Source organism: Sphingomonas sp. KRR8, assembly GCF_023559245.1.
Lineage (GTDB): Bacteria > Pseudomonadota > Alphaproteobacteria > Sphingomonadales > Sphingomonadaceae > Sphingomicrobium.
This window is the reverse complement of record NZ_CP097462.1, coordinates 710,710-726,957: the sequence shown is the minus strand read 5'-3', so window position 1 is coordinate 726,957 and position 16,248 is coordinate 710,710. Positions and strand designations below refer to the sequence as shown.

The following is a 16,248-nucleotide window of genomic DNA, read 5'->3' as shown; positions in this document are numbered from 1 at the left end:
CTCGACCAAGCGCAGCAGCGGCAAGCGCGATCGGCCGGCGGGTTCGAACAGGCGCCGCGTTCGCTGCTGCGGGTCGACCGGCCAATGGAATATGGCGACTTCCTGTGGAACGAGACGGGTGTTCCACCTGGGCCCATCACCCTTCGCGTGGACTTGCGGACGCAGCTGATCAGCATCTTCCGTGGCGGGCATGAGATCGGCACGGCCGTGGTGCTCTACGGTGCCGACGCCAAGGAAACGCCGGTGGGCCGATTCCCGATTCTCTGGAAAGGCAAGGACCACCGCTCCAGCCTGTATGACGCGCCCATGCCTTACACCCTGCGGCTGACCGGGGATGGCGTGTCGATCCACGGTAGCGACGTTCGCTGGGGGGCGGCGACGCACGGCTGCATCGGGGTCCCAACCGAGTTCGCGGCCAAACTCTACGAGCAGGTGAAGGTCGGAGATCCCGTCAGCATCACTCGCTCGGCAAAGCCAACGGCAGCGGCGGCAAGGCGCTAACCGTCCCTTTACCCTCTTCTGGCAAAGCGGTCCCTCGTTCCCGAGGTGACACATGCCACGCACCACATCCTTCCGGCGGCTGGCCTTCATGCTTGCGGCGACACCGCTGCTGATCGGCAGCCTCGGCCCGCGCACCAACTTCAATGAACGCCTGCTGGCGGCGCAGAACCGCGAGCGTGCGATGGTTCAGGTTCCCCCGCTCGCCTGGGACGAAGACCTCGCCAAGGGCGCAGCCCAATGGGCCAAGCATCTCAGCCGCACCGGCCGTTTCGAACATTCGCCCGATGCGCCCGGCGCCGAGCCGCAGGGCGAGAATATCTGGGGCGGGACCCCCGGCTACTATCTCCCGGAAAACATGGTTGGCCTGTGGGCTGCCGAGAAGCGCGCCTTCGCACCTGGCATCTTCCCTTACGCCAGCCGGACCCGGCGCGTGGAGGACGTCAGCCACTACACGCAATTGATCTGGCGCCGGACCACTCACGTGGGCTGCGCGACCAGCGCGGCAGGGGCGGAAGAAATCCTGGTGTGCCGTTATAGGACAGCTGGAAATGTCATTGGCGAGGAAATCCTCTGATTTTCGGCTCAAGTGACGGACTTCATCGCTGAAATGGTGCAAGTGCGAAAAAGCCTCGGAACCCAAAGGTAAACACGCCGTTAACCCCCCGCTAGTCGCGCTCTGGCTTATCCATGCGCGTGCAGTGAGGGAGTGCCACATGGGAAAGTTTAAGTATCTTGTTGCCGGAGCCTTGGGCTCCATCGCGTTCGCCACGGGCGCCAGCGCTGCGGTCATCACGCCGCAGATCGATGGCAGCGCCGGTTCATTCTCCAATCCGACCGTGCAGTGCACGCCGACCGTGAACAGCTGCCCGAGCGGGCAGAGCTTCACCGACACGGTGTCCTTCACAACCCCGACTGGCTACAACACCGTTTCGGCTATCCTGAACTCGACGTTCAACACGGCCAATCCGCTGACCAACCTCAACTTCAACTCGGTCGTGCTCAACAACGGCACGTCCAACTTCGCCTTCAACATCGCCAATGGCGTGTTCGATTCGGCGAGCCGTGAGCTCATTCCGCTGACCGCCAATGCGACCAACGTGCTCACCATCAACGGCACCACCTTCGGTGACGCCAGCTACAGCGGCACGCTGTCCTTTGGTCGTACTGCCGCCGTTCCGGAGCCGGCGACCTGGGCGCTGATGCTGCTGGGCTTCGGCGCGGTCGGCTTCTCGATGCGTCGCCGTCAGGCTGGCAGCTTCCTGCAGCAAGCCGCCTAACACGCAGCATTGCGAAAAGAAGAAGGGCTCGGCCGCTCGGCCGGGCCCTTTTTCATGTCTTCAGACGATGGTGCGGAAGTAGTCGATCGTGGCATCCAGCCCCTGGTCGAGTGCTACTCCCGGCTTCCAGCCAAGATACTCCAGCGCCTTGCTGATGTCGGGCCGGCGCTGGCGGGGATCATCACTGGGCAAGGGTTCGAACACGAACTCTGACGTTCCGCCGACTTTCTGACGCACCAGTTCGGCAAGCTCGCGCATCGAGAACTCGCCGGGATTGCCAATGTTGACGGGCCCGGTGACCTCATCGCCACTGTTCATCAATCGAACTAGGCCGTCGATCAGATCGTCGACGTAGCAGAAGCTACGGGTCTGCTCGCCGGTACCATACAGGGTGATCGGCTCACCCCGCAGCGCCTGGACGATGAAGTTCGACACCACGCGCCCGTCGGCGGGATGCATGCGTGGCCCGTAAGTGTTGAAGATCCGCGCGACCTTGATCCGCAGCCCATGCTGACGGTGATAGTCGAAGAAGAGCGTCTCCGCGCAGCGCTTGCCCTCGTCATAGCAGGAGCGGATTCCGATCGGGTTGACCCGGCCCCAATATTCCTCGGTCTGGGGGTGGATGTCGGGATCACCATAGACCTCGCTGGTGGAAGCCTGGAGGATCTTCGCGCCCACTCTCTTGGCCAGCCCAAGCATGTTGATCGCGCCGTGAACGCTGGTCTTGGTCGTCTGCACGGGGTCATGCTGGTAATGCACGGGCGAGGCGGGGCAGGCGAGATTGTAGATCTCGTCTACCTCGACGAACAGCGGGAAGGTCACGTCGTGCCGCAGCAGCTCGAAATTGGGATGCTGGAGCAGATGGGCGATGTTCCGCCGCTGACCAGTGAAGAAATTATCGACGCAGATGACCTCATGGCCCTCGCCAATGAGCCGTTCGCACAGGTGCGATCCCAGGAAACCCGCACCGCCGGTGACGAGGATGCGTTTGGTGTCAGCATAGGTGCGCATGAAGATCATTCCTGTTCGGGTCGTGTGGATCCCGCTGCCACGACTTCCTTGAGAAATCGCTCATAATCGGCCGCGATGGTGGGCAATACCAAGAGCTCCGGCGAGACGGCCTCCTCCTGGTACAGGCGCCGCGCTGTAGACGGTGCAGGCCGGTCAGCGCGAGCGTGATCCCCATGACGGCGTGTTGGCAATCGCCCGGACCGCTGTAAAGCCACGACTGAGGGCGGTGAGGTACGGATCGACAATGAACATCGGAGAGATATCGATCGGGGGTGACGAGGGCGGACAAGGCGCCGCCAGCTTCCGCCAAGGACGGTCTGAGCTGCTTGGCACCGCGAAGACGCTGCTCAAGCATGGGCAGGGCGACTCCATCAGGTACAAGGGCGCCTGATGACCACTCCGCCTCCTGGACGCGAGCAAGCGTGCATCGCCTATCTGACGAGCCAATACCCTGCGTCGTCCCACACCTTCATTCGCCGCGAGGTGTCCGCGCTTCGGGAATTGGGCGTGCACCTGGAGACCTTCAGCATCCGGGCCCCATCGGCCGCGGAACTTCGCGCCGAGGAGGATCGCTCGGAAGAGTCGCGGACCTACACGCTGCTGCGACAAGGCCCAGCCTCTTATCTGAAGGGTCACCTCGCCGAGGTCCTGCGCTCGCCCGGACGTTATTTTGGCAATCTCGCTTTCGCGCTGCGGCATCGTGCGCCCGGGGTGCGCAACGGCTTGCTCGCCTTGGCGCACTTTGTCGAAGCCATGCTGCTTGCAGGCGAGTTGCGGAGGAGGGGCATCGCGCACCTTCACAATCATTTCGCCAACAGCGCCGCGACGGTCGGGCTTCTCGCCAGCCGGCAGGCGAAGATCGGATGGAGCTTCACCATCCACGGGATTTCCGAATTCGATTACCCGGCCGGGCTCACGCTGTCCGAGAAGATCGACGCCGCCGCATTCGTTGCCTGCGTCTCCTACTTCGGCCGGGCGCAAGCCGAGCGTCTGATCCCGCCGGAGGTCTGGCCAAAGCTCAAGATCGTGCGCTGCGGCCTTGAACTCGATCGTCTGCCCAAGGTGTCCACTGACGCAGGACCCTCCGTGAAGATCATCGCGGTCGGACGGTTATCCGCGGAGAAGGGGTTTGCCGGATTGATCGACGCCTTTTCGCGCCTTCCAGCGGAGCGCCTGGCGCAGGTCGATCTCGTGGGCGACGGACCGCTAAAGGAGGCGCTGGAAGCGCAGGTCGCGCGACTCGGGCTCAGCGACCGGGTGCGATTTCTCGGGCGCCTGCCGGAGGCCGAAACCCTTGAGGCGATCGCGGCCAGCGATATGCTGGTGCTTTCCAGCTTCATGGAGGGACTTCCCATCGTGCTGATGGAAGCTTTGGCGCTCGGCAAGCCAGTCATTGCCTCACGCGTCGCGGGTATTCCGGAACTTGTGCGGGAAGGGGAGACCGGTCTTCTGTTCGCCCCGTCGGATTGGGACGAGTTGGCAACCGCGCTCGATAGGCTCGTGGGCGACCCGGAGGCGCGGCAATCGATGGGCCGGCGCGGTCCCGAGGTCATCTCCTCCGAGTTCGATATCCGCAAGTCCGCTATGGCGCTTCGTGATTTGTTTCTTGCACACGCGCCGTCCGGTTCCAGCTCCGCGGAGCGCCCTTCCTGACCAGGCCAGCATACATCGGCAGCTTCCACAGCGCGTAGAGGGGGATCCTCACAAGGGCTCCGAAGCCGAGCACCTGACGTCCTTCGCGCCACCAAGCCAGCATCAATACGAATGCAGCGGCGGCACCGACGAGAATCAATGCAAGGGCAGGAGCCCAGCTGGCCAAGCCCATCGCTCCGCACAGGATAGCCACGCCAAGTGCGGCCAAGTTGACCATCGCGAACAGCGCGAGCGGCGGCACCAGCAAATCCAGTCCTGCCGCAATCGTCCCGAACGAGCGCGCGCGCACTCCGGAAGACAGCAGCCCTGGCGCGGTCGCGCGCATGGTCGCGAGAAACCCGCCTTCCCACCGGCTGCGCTGGCCAAGGGTCTGGTCGGCGGCGGCATGCGGGCTGCGCACGAAGGCGTCTTCCGCCAGCATGGGCGGTACGCCGCGTTCCGCAAGCTCGAGGCCCAGGCGCAAGTCCTCGACAATGCTGGCAGTCGCAAGATCAGCCTCGGCGAAGTTGCGCCAGGGCAGACACATGCCGGTGCCGGTCAGGTGCACACGTCCCGCCAGCCGCTGCAGCCCGCGCTGGCGAACAAGATTCTTGACCAGGAAGGCGAAGGTGGAAATCTGGACCATCGGGCTGGCCTGCGGAGCAGCGCTCAGCAAGTTCACCGCCTGCACTGCCCGCCCATTCGCCTGGCTGAGGGAAGCCAGGTTGGCGAGACTTGCGCGGTCGATCCGGCAATCCGCATCAAGCACCACCACCGATTCCGGTGGCTGCGCACCAAGCCAGTCGCGAGCGAACGCCAGTGCAAAGCCTTTGCCCCGCTTGGAAGCATCGTGCCGCTCGAGCACCGTCGCGCCGTCTGCTCTCGCGGCCTCGGCCGTCTGGTCTCCACAATTGTCGGCGACCACCAGCACGCGCATCCGCTCGCCCAGCGCTTCACTAAGGCTTGCCAGCGTCGCGCCGATTACCGCTTCCTCGTCGTGCGCGGGAATGACGATCACGACGTCTCCGTGGAGAACTGCGGTCGGCTTTTTCCGCCCCCTGGCCAGTCCTGCTGCCACTTCCGCCGCGAAAAAGGCATCGACGATCAGCAATGGGGTCAATGCGATCAGGAGCAGGATCGACACTATGTCCGTGGTGTACATTAATGGGTCGGTCCCGTGATTGCATCGCGTCGCCTGCGCGACTAGCATTCTCCATCGAGGTCCGCACCTTGCCAAACGGCAGCGGGAGTTTGCCGAAATTGTTGCTTACCAAGACTGAACAGGTCCAGCGCTCCCCGGTCCGCCTGCGTTGGTCGGACTGGCTGCTCTTCGCCGGCGCTCTCATCGCGGTGTTGCCACCGATGATCGAGGTGGCGAGGAACAACTGGTCGACAGAGCAGGGCGGGCACGGCCCGATCGTTCTTGCCACCGGGCTGTGGCTGCTGGTGCGGGAATATCGCGACGCCAGGGGGCTCCAGAGGCCGGGTAACCTTGCGCTGGGACTGGCCGCCCTGGCCGTGTTCCTTCCCGCCTTCATCCTCCTCGGAATCACGGGAATCCTCGAGCTCCAGGTCGCGGCCATGTACGCGGCACTCATCGCCGGCGCTTACCTGCTGATTGGCGGGCGCATGCTGCGGGCCATCTGGTTTCCCATCTTCTATCTGGCGTTTGCGCTGCCGCCGCCCGACACCGTTGTCGCGACGCTTACCAACCCGGTGAAGATTGCCATCTCGCGCGCCGCCGTGTCGCTGCTCCATGCCTTTGGTTTTCCGGTGGGAAGCTCGGGCGTCGTCATCCAGATCGCGCAATATGAATTGCTGGTCGCGGCAGCCTGCTCGGGCCTGAACTCGCTGATCACGCTGTCGGCGATCGGTCTCTTCTACGTCTATCTGCGCCACCGCAGCGATCCGAAAGCGCTCATCCTCATGTCGCTCGCGGTCGTGCCGGTTGCGATCCTGGCCAACTTCATACGGGTGCTGATCCTCATCCTGCTCACCTATTACGTGAGTGAGGCGGCGGCTCAGGGCTTCCTCCATGATTTCGCCGGCATCGTCACCTTCGCCGCCGCTCTGGCGACGATGATGGCGATCGAAGCTGTCTATTCACGCTTCGTCGAGCGCAAGTCTCGGGTTCCGGCCAATGGCTGATTGGACGGGATCCGAAGGACCGGCGCTCGACCGGCGCAAGGTGCTGATCGGCCTGGCGCTGGCGGGGAGTGCTGGCGTCGTCTATGCACGGCAGCCGCGTGAGGCGATCGACTATCTTGGTTCAACCAAGCTCGAGAAACTGCTTCCCGACAAGATCGGCGAGTGGGAGTTCGCCACCAGCAGCGGGCTGGTCGTCCCGCCGGAAGACGCCCTTTCCGCGGCGCTCTACTCCCAGCTTCTGACAAGGGTGTATACGAGCGGCGACGAACCGCCGATCATGCTCCTGATCGCGCAAGCCGCGGGCCAGACCGGCGTGCTCCAGATCCACCGGCCGGAATTCTGCTATCCCGCCGGCGGCTTCAGCCTTTCACCCATCGTTCCGCGCGCAATCGCCGCCAACAACGTCAGGTTCACCGCCAATCAGCTCACCGCGACCGCGCCGGGCAGGATCGAGCAGATCATCTATTGGACAAGGGTCGGCGACCAGATGCCAGCGTCGTGGCGCGCGCAGAAGATCGCCGTGGCCATCGACAATCTGAAGGGCAAGATCCCGGATGCTGTGCTGGTCCGGATCTCCACCGTGGATCCAGACGAAGAGGCCGCGTTCGCCCGCCTTCAGCGCTTCGTCACGGCCATGGTCGACGCGCTTCCAGCCAACCGCCGCAATGTTCTGGTGACGGCCGCCTAGCGCGGGCGTCCGATGGAGAACGGCTTCAGATAATGGATGATGAAGGCGATGGTCACGCCGATCATCGCGACGGCTGGCAGATGCAGGCTCTCGTTGCCAAGATAGTTGGCAAGGGCGCACCCGGCGCCGGCGAGCAGGTACATCCAAAGGGGATCATGCACTTGCTCGTCCTGGTTGGTCGATCGCTGCATGAACAAAACGATGAGACCCGCGAAGATCGCAATCGTGATCCAGTCATAGGGGGTTTTCATCTTCGCACTCCTCCGCTTACGCTGGCGCACGCCTAGCACCAATGCTAACCACGCTCGAACAAAAGTTTAATAGGGGCCCCGTTCATGCATAAGCAGCTTCTTCTTGGCCTGTCGCTCGCGGTAGCCCTTTCCGGCTGCCAGAAGAAGGCTGAAGGGCAGACCGTCGCCGTCGTCAACAAGGACGAGATCACCTCGTCCGAGCTCAACGGCGAGCTTGCCAATGCCAAGCTGCCGGCGGACGTCGACAAGAAGGAAGCCACCAACCGCATCCTGCAGGGTCTGATCGACCGCCGCCTGCTCGCTGACCAGGCGCGCCAGGAGGGGATCGACCAGTCGCCAGAGTTCATCTCGCGTCAGCGGCGGATGAACGAGGAACTGCTGATCGGCATGCTCGCCAGCCGCCAGATGGACGCCAGCAAGCTTCCGACCGACGCCGAAATCGCCGCGTTCCAGAACAAGTATCCGCAGGCATTCGCCAAGCGTGAAGTCTGGAAACTTGCGCAGGTCCAGTATCAGACCCCGGCGGACCCTGCGGTCAAGGCCAAGATCCTCCAGACCAAGAGCATCGATGAGTTGATTGCGGTCCTCACGGCGGCGCGCATTCCGTTTCAGCGTGCCAACAATCAGATCGCCACCAATGTCATCCCGCCCGACATGTACCCGCGTCTGGCCAGCATGACCTCTGGCGAGCCTTTTATCGTTCCCAATGGCACGGCATCGGTGGCAAGTTCGGTCACCTCGCGTGAACCGGCGCCACTCGTCGGGCCGCCGGCCAGAACGGAAGCGGTCAACCTCATTCGCCGTCAGCAGAGTGGCGATGCGCTGCAGCAGCGGCTCAAGGATCTCCGCAAGTCTGCCAAGATCGAATATAAGGAAGGCTTCGGGCCGCCCAAGTAAGCGATCGCTTACTTGGCCGCGCTTCGGCTCGGCGTGGGCGCTTCCCTAGCGGTGGCGAAGCGCCACAATCATCGGGCCCAGCGCTGAGAAGCTGTCCATCCGTCCGTTCGCCGGATCCCACAGTGAGCTGACGGACCCGTCAAGATAGAGCGCGTCCGGGCAGTGAAGCTGTTGGCGAAACAAGCGCGCCAGCTTTCCGAAGCTTACCGCTTCGTCGCTGATGACGAAGATCGGCTCGCCGCTGCGGTTGACGCCCACGCCGTTGCGGACGAAGCGGGAGCGGCCATCGGCGTCGAACAGCGGGTTCACGGCGCCGTCGATCACCAGCATTGGACCTGACTGGGTCGCGAGCCGGACTCCTGCCTCATGACCATAGCGAGGGGTCGGCACGATCGCCGAACTCCCGTCGTCGCGGACCAGAAAGACGCCGTTCGGTTTCAGGTGGAAATTGCCGCTACCGTCGCGCTGGTTGAGCGCGTGCAGCTTTCGCCCTTCGCTCACCGCCAGGCCGATGGGGAGGCCATCCGTGTCGAACATGCCGGCGTTCATGGCAAAGGCCACCTGAGCCGCACGGCCGCCGAGGACATGTTCCAGCGCCGGGAAGCTTCGATAAGCCCGGCCGTCGCGACCGGCGACCGCCAACTCGAGTTTCAGGCCGGCGGCAGAGCAAACCGTGAAGCGACTTCCTTCAAACAGCACCGATCGACAGGGACTTTGATCCGCCTTGGTGATCGCGGAAAGAGGCGCGGGCTCGGCCTTGCGGCAGCCGGCAAGCAGCAGAAGAAAAGCAAGAACCCAGTGCATCGCGGCCGACGCAGATGGACCGCTCAGCTGGGGTTGTCGATGCCCAGTTCGGCAAGCTTGCGGTAAAGGGTCGAGCGACCGATCCCCAGCCGCCGCGCGACCTCGGTCATCTTTCCGCGATAGTGGTTGATGGCGAGGCGGATCACGTCCGCTTCGATGTCCTCTAGGCTGCGCAGGTGTCCGTCGGCCTGCAGCAGCGTTACCCCCGGTCCGCCGGAGACAGCCGCGTCCGCGCTGGCCTTGCTGATCTCGGGAGCGATGTCGTGAGAGCGATTGGTGAAGCGTGACTGGATCGCCAGGTGCGGGAAGTCGTCGGCCGTCAGCGCCGAACCTTCGCATTGCAGGGCCGCCCGGAACAGCACGTTGCTGAGCTGGCGGACGTTGCCCGGCCAGCCGTAACGCATCAGGACTGTCAGCGCGTCATTGCCGAGAGACAGCGGGCGGATGCCGGGCTGCCCCGCGATCCGCGCCAGCAGATGGCGGGCAAGCGCGGGGATATCCTGCGTGCGCTCCCGTAGCGGCGGGACCGTCACGATGGTGGTGCACAGCCGGTCGGCGAGGCCGGGGTGGAAGTCTTCGGGCAGCGGGCTCGAACTGGTCGCGATCACGCGCACGTCAACCGAATTGCTGCCGTTGCAACCGACCGGCCGAACTTCCCCGGTAGCGAGTACGCGGTCGAGCGCTTCCTGCGTGTCGCGCGGCATCAGTGCGATCTCGTCGATCAGCAGCGTGCCGCCGTCGGTCTCGACCAGCTTGCCGACGCGCTCGGCGAAGGCGCCCGGAAAGGCGCCGGCGACATGGCCGAACAGCTCACTGTCGATGATGTTGCCGGGAGTGGCCTTGCAGTCGATCTCGAGCAACGCGCCGCGCGCCCGGTGCGACGCAGCGTGAATTGCGCGGGCAATGGTCTCCTTGCCCGAGCCCGCTTCACCGACGATCAGCAGCGGCAGGCGGTTACGCGCGGCCTTGGCGGCGATCGCCAGTGCCGAGCGGAATTCCGGAGTAGCGCCGATCAGTTCCTCAAGCGCCATCTGCGGCGCGAGCTTCTCGGACAAGGGGGCAAGCTCACCCGTGGGCCGGCGGCGGTCGGCATTGACCGCAAGTGCCTCCATCAGCCGCTCGGCCGCGACCGGGCGGGACAGGAAGTCCGAAGCGCCGGAGCGCATCGCCTCGACCGCCTGGGCAATGGAGCCAGCCTCCGACAGCACGATGATCGGCAGGCCGGGACGGTCGGCACGCAGGGCACGAACCGTGGCGGGTCCGGTCTGGCTGTTCCAGCCGCCGACCAGCACCGCCTTGACCTCATGCCCATGCGGACCCTGAAGTAGCTCCACCGCCTCGGTCGGGCCGGGAGCGCCAAGAGTGTTCCAGCCGGCGCGCAAGGCAGTCGCCGACACCAGCCGGCGCTCGTCGAGCCCGGCGTTGACCAGCAACAGAAAACGGATGGTGTCCGCGCGCATCTCCGCCTCCGTAGCGGGGAAGGGGTAAAGATTGAGTGTAGGGGCTTCGCGGCGGGGCACGCCGTTGATATGCACGCGCCCAGTTACTCTTTCGCTGAACGGAGCATTCCATGGCCATTCACACTTCGGACGAAAACACCGGCCCGGTCGACTTCAAGTCGCACGCACGGGACTATGCCAAGGTCATGGGCCTTCTGAAGTGGGGCGCCGTGGCCGCCTTTCTGATCGCGGCGTTCGTCGTGGTGCTCCTGGCCAGTTAGGGCAGGGGAGATGAAGCTCGCGGTCCTCAAGGAAACGGCACCGGGTGAAACGCGCGTCGCCGCCATTCCCGAGACGGTCAAGAAGTTCGTCGCGCTAGGCGCGTCGGTCGCCGTCGAGGGCGGAGCGGGGGCGGCTGCCTCCATCGGCGATCCCGACTATGAGGCGGCGGGCGCGACCATCGGCGGGCGCGCAGCCGTGCTTGATGGCGCGGACATCGTCCTTGGCGTGAGCGGCCCCGAGCCCTCCAGCCTCACCGGCGCGAGACCAGGCGCCCTGCTTGTCGCCTCCCTCGATCCGTTCCGCCGCCGCGAGGCCATCGACGGCTATGCCGAAGCCGGGTTCGAGGCGCTCGCACTGGAGTGGATGCCGCGTATCACCCGCGCCCAGAGCATGGATGTGCTCTCAAGCCAGTCCAATCTCGCCGGCTACAAGGCCGTGATCGAGGCGGCAGACTCTTATGGCCGCGCCTTCCCGATGATGATGACCGCGGCCGGCACTGTCAGCCCGGCGCGGGTGTTCGTCATGGGGGTGGGCGTCGCCGGCCTTCAGGCGATCGCAACCGCACGGCGCCTGGGCGCTCAGGTCAGCGCGACCGACGTCCGCTCCGCCACCCGTGAGCAGATCCAGTCGCTCGGTGCGAAGCCGATCTTCGTCGAAGGCGTGGCCGGCATCGAGGGCGAAGGGCAGGGCGGCTATGCCGGTGAGACCAGCAAGGAATATCGCCGCGCCCAGGCCGACCTCGTCTCCAGCCACATCGCCAAGCAGGACATCGTCATCACGACGGCCCTCATACCGGGCAAGCCGGCGCCGCGCCTGATCAGCGACGCCCAGCTCGCGACCATGCGCGCGGGCAGCGTGGTGGTGGACCTCGCCGCGGAAGCCGGTGGCAATGTCGAGGGCACGGTCGCCAACGAACGGGTCGAGCGGCACGGCGTCACCATTATCGGGGCTGCTAACCTGGCGCGCAGCCTGCCGGCCGACTCGAGCGCCTTGTTCGCGCGCAACATCTTCAACTTCCTGTCCGCCTTCTGGGACAAGGATCAGGGCCGACCGGTTCTGCTCGACGATGATGAGATCGTGAAGGCGGTGCGCGTGACGCAGGGTGGCCGGGTCGTGTCGGAGCGGCTTTCCAGCTAGCTGGCCTGTTCAGGCAAGACGCAGGCCTCGACCCACTCGGCGGCGGTCACCTCTGCCAGCCGTGCGGGTGTGAATTCGACCGAGCTGTTGCGGCTTCCGGCTGCCGGAAAGACCGTGTCGAACCCGCGCAGGCTCACGTCGCAATAGACGGGCAGGGGTGTAGCCAGCCCGAACGGGCACACGCCGCCAACCGGATGGCCGGTCACCGCCAGCGTCTCCTCGGCCCCAAGCATGCGCGGACGCCCGCCGAACGCCGCCTTGCACTTGGCGTTGTCCAGCCGAGCGTCCCCTCGCGTCACCAGCAGCAGCACGTCGCTATTGACGCGCAATGCCAAGGTCTTGGCGATTCGAGCCGGCTCGACGCCAAGCGCCGCCGCGGCGTCGGCCACCGTCGCGGTACTCGCATGCGCTTCGATCAGCCGGGCTTCGGGCGCATGCTCGGCAAGGAAGGCACGCACTGTCTCGAGGCTCATCTCATTCGCCGACAAGATGCAGGGCGAGCTGCCGGGGAGAGGGGGTCCGGCGGTGCTCGAACAGGTAGATGCCCTGCCAGGTGCCAAGCATCATCCGGCCATCCATCACCGGCACTGACAAGTGCGTATTGGTCAGGGCGCCGCGCAGGTGGGCAGGCATGTCGTCCGGGCCCTCGTCGTCATGCTCGTAGCTGCCGCTCTCGGGCGCCAGCATGGCGAAATAGCGCTCAAGATCACGGCGCGCTGCGGGAGCGGCATTCTCCTGGATCAGAAGGGAGGCTGACGTGTGCCGCAGGAACAAGGTCAGAAGACCGTCACTCAAACCCTGCTGGCCGAGCCATTCTCCGACCTCGCCAGTAATCTCATGCAAGCCCTGGCGGGCAGCCGTGATGGTGAGCGTGCCAAGGGCCTGTCGGATCATGCTGGCCCGCTAACGCCCAAAGAAAAAGCGCGCCAGCCTTTCGGCGGACGCGCTTTGAATTCTTTGGGTTGGTCACCCGCCTTTAGCGGGTGCCGCAGTGGCTTAACGCCAGCCGCAGCCGAGGACCCAGCTCCAGAAACCGCCCATGGTTCGTCTCCTGTTACGCAACGAATCACCGCTGCACAGACAAGGATTAACCTTAATCGATACGGTTAGCAAACAATTTACCATCTTCCTCAAGCAGGCGCAGAAGTACGCCAAAGCGGAAGCTCCGCTTTGGGTCAGGAAAGCACAGTCAAAGTGAGTTCAGGCGACCTGCCGGACGTGCCTGATCGGCAGGGACTGGACCAGTTCGCGCACGCCCATTGGGCGTCCGACCAGATAACCTTGCACGATGTCGCACTGCAGCTCGACCAACTGGTCAAGCGTGGCGCGATCCTCGACTCCTTCGGCAACGACCGTTCGGCCGAGCGAATGGGCGAGTGCGATTGTCGACTGGACCATGATTAGGTCCGAACGGTTGAGCTTCATCGCGCGGATAAAGCTCTGGTCGATCTTGAGTTCGCTTGCCGGCACCTTCTTGAGATAGTCCAGTGTCGACAGGCCGGTGCCATAATCGTCGATGGCGATCCGGACGCCGAGCCGGCGCAGGTTCTCCAGCATGGCGAGCCCATCGTCGGCGCTCTGCAGCGATTCGGTCTCGGTCAGTTCAAGCGTCAGCTTCTCTGGTGCCAGCTGATGGACGACGAGCCGTTCCTTGATGCGCTGGACCAGCCCGCGGTCGCTCAGCAGGCGCGGTGAGATGTTGACGGCGATCGTGAAGTCCTGACCCCGCCGGTTGATCGCCGACGCGGTCGAGATGGCGCGGTCCAGCACGAAGTCGGTCAGCTTGGCGATGCGGCCTTGCTGCTCGGCCGCCGCGACGAACTCCGCCGGGCTGATCGGGCCCTTGTCGGGGTGGGTCCAGCGCGCGAGCGCCTCCGCCCCGATGATCCGGTTGGTCTTGAGGTCGAGTTGTGGCTGATAGGCAATCCACACCTCGCCACGGTCGATCGCGGCGTCCAGCTCGCCGAGCAGCGACAGGCGCCAGCTTGCTTCCTCTTCGCGGGCTGGATCGTAATATTTCCAGCGCAGCCCTTCTTCCCACGCCTCGTCGGCGGCGACCAGCGCGCTGCCGAGCCGGCTGGCGTTGCCACGGTTGCTGCCAAGCTCGACCCCGAAGGTCAGCGCCACGTCGACGGAGCGGCCTTCGATGGATACCGGTGCGCGGAACAGGGTGTGCAGGGCTTCCAGGTGGTTGGTGACGGCGGGCCCGGGTTCGGCAAACCAGGCGAAGATGCCCTCGTCGCCTTGGTAGACGGTCATCGGCTTGTCGGCGACGGACAGCCGCGCGACAATCTGGCGGACCAGCTCCGCTTCACTCTCGCCTGGCAGCGTCGACGCGATCTCCGCATAGTTATGGACCCGCGCCGCGGCGAGGAGGAAACCCCCATTGCCGGTCGCTTCACGCAAGGCCGTCAGGTTGGGAAGGCCGGTCTGGGCATTCACCAGCCCACCACTCCGCCAGCGCTGCCATCCAAGCCGGACCGCGACCACGGTAATCATCACCAATGCGGGCACCACATCGAGGAAGATGAGCTTCATCTCGAGCAATAGGGGCAGCCCCAGTGCAAGAACGGCGCCGCCCATCAGCGGGAGGTCCTGAGATCGGCGGCTTTGGCCCCGGATCGACCAGATGGAAAGGATCAGGCTGCAAAGCAGAAATGGAATGAAGCCGAGGTGGTCGAAGCTCACCGGCATACCCTGCTTCAAGGTCTCGGCAGCGAGAATCGGGACATAGGCAAGTCCCATCCGCCCTTGCCCCGGGACCCACAATTGCTCGCCGAAATTCTCGCCAGTGAGGCCCAGGACGACCGACTTGCCGGCAAGAGCCTGCGCGGGCACGCGCCCGGCCAGAAGATCGGACGCGTTGACCCGAGGAACGCGAGTGGCGTCGATGGAATAATCAATCCGGAAATGACCGGAATGCGGAAGGCCGTCGCGTCCGGACAGCACCGCCGCCATGCTTGGCACCGACTGCTGCTCGAATGGGCTGCCGAAAAGGCCGAACCAGGTCGCCTGCTGGTAATTGTAGAAGATCGATACGTCCGCGACCTTCGCATTGCGCGTGAACAGCGACAGCGGACCCTCATCCGCCGCATGGCCTTCGAAACCGACCCCGCTTCGCGTCCTGACCGGAATAGTCACTCGGCCCGAAGCGGCAATCGCCTGAGCGAGGCGCTGGTCGTCAGCCGGGGTGGTGCGACCGTCGAGCGGCGTGGTCAGGAAGATGCCCTTGGCGCCGGCCTGGCTGGCTTTGTCGACGATTGTGGCAAGGCTGGAACGGGGCCAGGGCCACGCACCCTGTTCGCGGATGCTGCGATTGTTGACCTCGACCAGCACGATCTGGCCGCTGGGCGCATGCATGTGGAAGAAGTTGCGGAGGGACCGGAGCTGATCTTCCAGAATCTCACCAATGCCCATCCAGCCGATCACAGCGCAAATCAGCGTCAGCCAGAGCATCAGCTTGACTGGCTTCTTGCCCGCTTCCGCGGAGGGCAAAGGCATTTCCGAGCGCATTGACCCTGCTCTTGCCCGAATAAAGGTTATTAAATCGGAAACCTTGACGCCGTTGACGAACTTTAACGGGCCCGAAACGGATCCTTCGTTCAGTTCTGTCCTACGGGGGCTGGCTTGTGCCATCAGCTTCGCAAGGGTCCGTCCGTTCGTGTCCGGCGCAGCTTGCGGCTGCGATGGTTAACAATGTGTTGTGAAGCGAGGGCAGGCTTAACTAGGGAAACATGGAAACTTCGCCTGGGCGCGAGGGGTCGAACCAAGCAAACTTGTAGACTTAGCCGCCTCTTGATGGGTCGAACCAGGGAAACATGGAAACTTCGTCCGGCAGCTTGCCTCTTGCCGAGCGGCTCGTCTTCCCCTCTGATGGATGGCAAGGAAGAGGGAAGTCATGGACCTGATCTCGATCGTCTCGATCTTCGTGCTGGCCTGCTGCGTGGGCTATTTCGTCGTCTGGTCGGTGACCCCGGCGCTGCACACGCCGCTGATGGCGGTCACCAACGCCATTTCATCGGTCATCATCGTCGGCGCGCTGATCGCCGCGGCCGCCAGCGGCAACCCGGTCGCCAAGTGGCTGGGGCTGCTCGGCGTGGTGCTCGCCAGCATCAACATCTTCGGCGGCTTCGCGGTGACCAGCCGAATGCTCGCCATGTACAAGAAAAAGGAGCGCTAGG

General features: G+C 64.4%; 20 protein-coding genes. 12 read left to right on the top strand and 8 right to left on the bottom strand.

Annotation, left to right across the window (positions count from 1 at the left end; all coding sequences use genetic code 11):
• The first annotated feature begins 84 nt into the window (after positions 1–84).
• The 3 genes from M8312_RS03715 to M8312_RS03705 all read left to right on the top strand — a co-directional run bounded on the left by M8312_RS03715 (position 85) and on the right by M8312_RS03705 (position 1,778).
• The gene (locus M8312_RS03715; RefSeq protein ID WP_250119038.1) at positions 85–501 is read left to right on the top strand and encodes a L,D-transpeptidase family protein; all 417 of its coding nucleotides are present in this window, start codon (positions 85–87) and stop codon (positions 499–501) included.
• Positions 502–553: 52 nt separating this feature from the next.
• On the top strand, positions 554–1,075 hold the full coding sequence (locus M8312_RS03710; protein WP_250119037.1) for a CAP domain-containing protein: 522 nt from the start codon (positions 554–556) through the stop codon (positions 1,073–1,075).
• 139 nt (positions 1,076–1,214) lie between these two features.
• Positions 1,215–1,778, top strand: coding sequence for an FxDxF family PEP-CTERM protein (locus M8312_RS03705; RefSeq protein WP_250119036.1), 564 nt, complete (start codon positions 1,215–1,217; stop codon positions 1,776–1,778).
• A gap of 60 nt (positions 1,779–1,838) precedes the next feature.
• Here the strand turns inward: M8312_RS03705 and M8312_RS03700 are convergent, their stop codons facing one another.
• Entirely contained in the window at positions 1,839–2,789 is a 951-nt protein-coding gene (locus tag M8312_RS03700) for a UDP-glucuronic acid decarboxylase family protein (RefSeq protein ID WP_250119035.1), read from the bottom strand.
• Between the two features lie 244 nt (positions 2,790–3,033).
• On the opposite strand from M8312_RS03700, the gene M8312_RS03695 reads away from it, so the two are divergent.
• Both M8312_RS03695 and M8312_RS03690 read left to right on the top strand, forming a co-directional pair.
• On the top strand, positions 3,034–3,180 hold the full coding sequence (locus M8312_RS03695) for a hypothetical protein (protein WP_250119034.1): 147 nt from the start codon (positions 3,034–3,036) through the stop codon (positions 3,178–3,180).
• Positions 3,180–4,442 carry a glycosyltransferase family 4 protein gene (locus M8312_RS03690; protein ID WP_250119033.1) on the top strand — a complete coding sequence of 421 codons (1,263 nt, stop codon included), beginning with the start codon at positions 3,180–3,182 and terminating at the stop codon, positions 4,440–4,442. Before M8312_RS03695 ends, M8312_RS03690 begins: the two co-directional genes overlap by 1 nt.
• Here M8312_RS03690 and M8312_RS03685 read toward each other — a convergent pair.
• Positions 4,372–5,583 carry a glycosyltransferase family 2 protein gene (locus M8312_RS03685; protein ID WP_250119032.1) on the bottom strand — a complete coding sequence of 404 codons (1,212 nt, stop codon included), beginning with the start codon at positions 5,581–5,583 and terminating at the stop codon, positions 4,372–4,374. The genes M8312_RS03690 and M8312_RS03685 overlap by 71 nt on opposite strands.
• Positions 5,584–5,684: 101 nt before the next feature.
• On the opposite strand from M8312_RS03685, the gene xrtV reads away from it, so the two are divergent.
• Positions 5,685–6,569 (top strand): exosortase V, encoded by an 885-nt coding sequence (xrtV, locus tag M8312_RS03680; RefSeq protein WP_250119031.1) that lies wholly within the window; start codon positions 5,685–5,687, stop codon positions 6,567–6,569.
• On the top strand, positions 6,562–7,257 hold the full coding sequence (gene epsI / locus M8312_RS03675; RefSeq protein WP_250119030.1) for an exosortase-associated protein EpsI, V-type: 696 nt from the start codon (positions 6,562–6,564) through the stop codon (positions 7,255–7,257). Before xrtV ends, epsI begins: the two co-directional genes overlap by 8 nt.
• Here epsI and M8312_RS03670 read toward each other — a convergent pair.
• Positions 7,254–7,508 (bottom strand): XrtV sorting system accessory protein, encoded by a 255-nt coding sequence (locus M8312_RS03670; RefSeq protein ID WP_250119029.1) that lies wholly within the window; start codon positions 7,506–7,508, stop codon positions 7,254–7,256. The genes epsI and M8312_RS03670 overlap by 4 nt on opposite strands.
• 84 nt (positions 7,509–7,592) lie before the next feature.
• Between M8312_RS03670 and M8312_RS03665 the strand changes: the two genes are divergently transcribed.
• The gene (locus tag M8312_RS03665; protein ID WP_250119028.1) at positions 7,593–8,405 is read left to right on the top strand and encodes a SurA N-terminal domain-containing protein; all 813 of its coding nucleotides are present in this window, start codon (positions 7,593–7,595) and stop codon (positions 8,403–8,405) included.
• A gap of 45 nt (positions 8,406–8,450) precedes the next feature.
• Here the strand turns inward: M8312_RS03665 and M8312_RS03660 are convergent, their stop codons facing one another.
• The gene (locus tag M8312_RS03660) at positions 8,451–9,209 is read right to left on the bottom strand and encodes a phosphodiester glycosidase family protein (protein ID WP_250119027.1); all 759 of its coding nucleotides are present in this window, start codon (positions 9,207–9,209) and stop codon (positions 8,451–8,453) included.
• A 23-nt stretch (positions 9,210–9,232) separates the two neighbouring features.
• Positions 9,233–10,669, bottom strand: a complete 1,437-nt coding sequence (locus M8312_RS03655; protein ID WP_250119026.1) for a sigma-54-dependent transcriptional regulator — start codon at positions 10,667–10,669, stop codon at positions 9,233–9,235.
• 110 nt (positions 10,670–10,779) lie between these two features.
• On the opposite strand from M8312_RS03655, the gene M8312_RS03650 reads away from it, so the two are divergent.
• Both M8312_RS03650 and M8312_RS03645 read left to right on the top strand, forming a co-directional pair.
• Positions 10,780–10,929: a hypothetical protein gene (locus M8312_RS03650; RefSeq protein ID WP_250119025.1), complete on the top strand. Its 150-nt coding sequence runs from the start codon at positions 10,780–10,782 to the stop codon at positions 10,927–10,929.
• Positions 10,930–10,939: 10 nt separating this feature from the next.
• Positions 10,940–12,067, top strand: a complete 1,128-nt coding sequence (locus tag M8312_RS03645) for a Re/Si-specific NAD(P)(+) transhydrogenase subunit alpha (protein WP_250119024.1) — start codon at positions 10,940–10,942, stop codon at positions 12,065–12,067.
• On the opposite strand, the gene M8312_RS03640 is transcribed toward M8312_RS03645, so the two are convergent.
• Together M8312_RS03640 and M8312_RS03635 are read right to left on the bottom strand one after the other, a co-directional pair.
• Entirely contained in the window at positions 12,064–12,540 is a 477-nt protein-coding gene (locus M8312_RS03640) for a YbaK/EbsC family protein (RefSeq protein ID WP_250119023.1), read from the bottom strand. The two genes, M8312_RS03645 and M8312_RS03640, sit on opposite strands and share 4 nt — an antisense overlap.
• 1 nt (position 12,541) lies before the next feature.
• Complete coding sequence (locus M8312_RS03635) at positions 12,542–12,958, bottom strand: secondary thiamine-phosphate synthase enzyme YjbQ (RefSeq protein WP_250119830.1); 417 nt, start codon at positions 12,956–12,958, stop codon at positions 12,542–12,544.
• 148 nt (positions 12,959–13,106) lie between these two features.
• On the opposite strand from M8312_RS03635, the gene M8312_RS03630 reads away from it, so the two are divergent.
• Complete coding sequence (locus M8312_RS03630) at positions 13,107–13,265, top strand: hypothetical protein (RefSeq protein WP_250119022.1); 159 nt, start codon at positions 13,107–13,109, stop codon at positions 13,263–13,265.
• 2 nt (positions 13,266–13,267) lie between these two features.
• Here M8312_RS03630 and M8312_RS03625 read toward each other — a convergent pair whose 3' ends face one another.
• Positions 13,268–15,568 (bottom strand): EAL domain-containing protein, encoded by a 2,301-nt coding sequence (locus tag M8312_RS03625; RefSeq protein ID WP_250119021.1) that lies wholly within the window; start codon positions 15,566–15,568, stop codon positions 13,268–13,270.
• Positions 15,569–15,965: 397 nt separating this feature from the next.
• Between M8312_RS03625 and M8312_RS03620 the strand changes: the two genes are divergently transcribed.
• On the top strand, positions 15,966–16,247 hold the full coding sequence (locus tag M8312_RS03620) for an NAD(P) transhydrogenase subunit alpha part 2 (protein ID WP_250119020.1): 282 nt from the start codon (positions 15,966–15,968) through the stop codon (positions 16,245–16,247).
• Position 16,248 lies beyond the last annotated feature (1 nt).

Bases quoted from the DNA above. Each gene is read 5' to 3' on its own strand.
- M8312_RS03715 (WP_250119038.1), top strand. From the start codon at position 85: ATGGAATATGGCGACTTCCTGTGGAACGAGACGGGTGTTCCACCTGGG.
- M8312_RS03710 (WP_250119037.1), top strand. From the start codon at position 554: ATGCCACGCACCACATCCTTCCGGCGGCTGGCCTTCATGCTTGCGGCG.
- M8312_RS03705 (WP_250119036.1), top strand. From the start codon at position 1,215: ATGGGAAAGTTTAAGTATCTTGTTGCCGGAGCCTTGGGCTCCATCGCG.
- M8312_RS03700 (WP_250119035.1), bottom strand. From the start codon at position 2,789: ATGCGCACCTATGCTGACACCAAACGCATCCTCGTCACCGGCGGTGCG.
- M8312_RS03695 (WP_250119034.1), top strand. From the start codon at position 3,034: ATGAACATCGGAGAGATATCGATCGGGGGTGACGAGGGCGGACAAGGC.
- M8312_RS03690 (WP_250119033.1), top strand. From the start codon at position 3,180: ATGACCACTCCGCCTCCTGGACGCGAGCAAGCGTGCATCGCCTATCTG.
- M8312_RS03685 (WP_250119032.1), bottom strand. From the start codon at position 5,583: ATGTACACCACGGACATAGTGTCGATCCTGCTCCTGATCGCATTGACC.
- epsI (WP_250119030.1), top strand. From the start codon at position 6,562: ATGGCTGATTGGACGGGATCCGAAGGACCGGCGCTCGACCGGCGCAAG.
- M8312_RS03670 (WP_250119029.1), bottom strand. From the start codon at position 7,508: ATGAAAACCCCCTATGACTGGATCACGATTGCGATCTTCGCGGGTCTC.
- M8312_RS03665 (WP_250119028.1), top strand. From the start codon at position 7,593: ATGCATAAGCAGCTTCTTCTTGGCCTGTCGCTCGCGGTAGCCCTTTCC.
- M8312_RS03660 (WP_250119027.1), bottom strand. From the start codon at position 9,209: ATGCACTGGGTTCTTGCTTTTCTTCTGCTGCTTGCCGGCTGCCGCAAG.
- M8312_RS03655 (WP_250119026.1), bottom strand. From the start codon at position 10,669: ATGCGCGCGGACACCATCCGTTTTCTGTTGCTGGTCAACGCCGGGCTC.
- M8312_RS03650 (WP_250119025.1), top strand. From the start codon at position 10,780: ATGGCCATTCACACTTCGGACGAAAACACCGGCCCGGTCGACTTCAAG.
- M8312_RS03645 (WP_250119024.1), top strand. From the start codon at position 10,940: ATGAAGCTCGCGGTCCTCAAGGAAACGGCACCGGGTGAAACGCGCGTC.
- M8312_RS03640 (WP_250119023.1), bottom strand. From the start codon at position 12,540: ATGAGCCTCGAGACAGTGCGTGCCTTCCTTGCCGAGCATGCGCCCGAA.
- M8312_RS03630 (WP_250119022.1), top strand. From the start codon at position 13,107: ATGGTTCGTCTCCTGTTACGCAACGAATCACCGCTGCACAGACAAGGA.
- M8312_RS03625 (WP_250119021.1), bottom strand. From the start codon at position 15,568: ATGCCTTTGCCCTCCGCGGAAGCGGGCAAGAAGCCAGTCAAGCTGATG.
- M8312_RS03620 (WP_250119020.1), top strand. From the start codon at position 15,966: ATGGACCTGATCTCGATCGTCTCGATCTTCGTGCTGGCCTGCTGCGTG.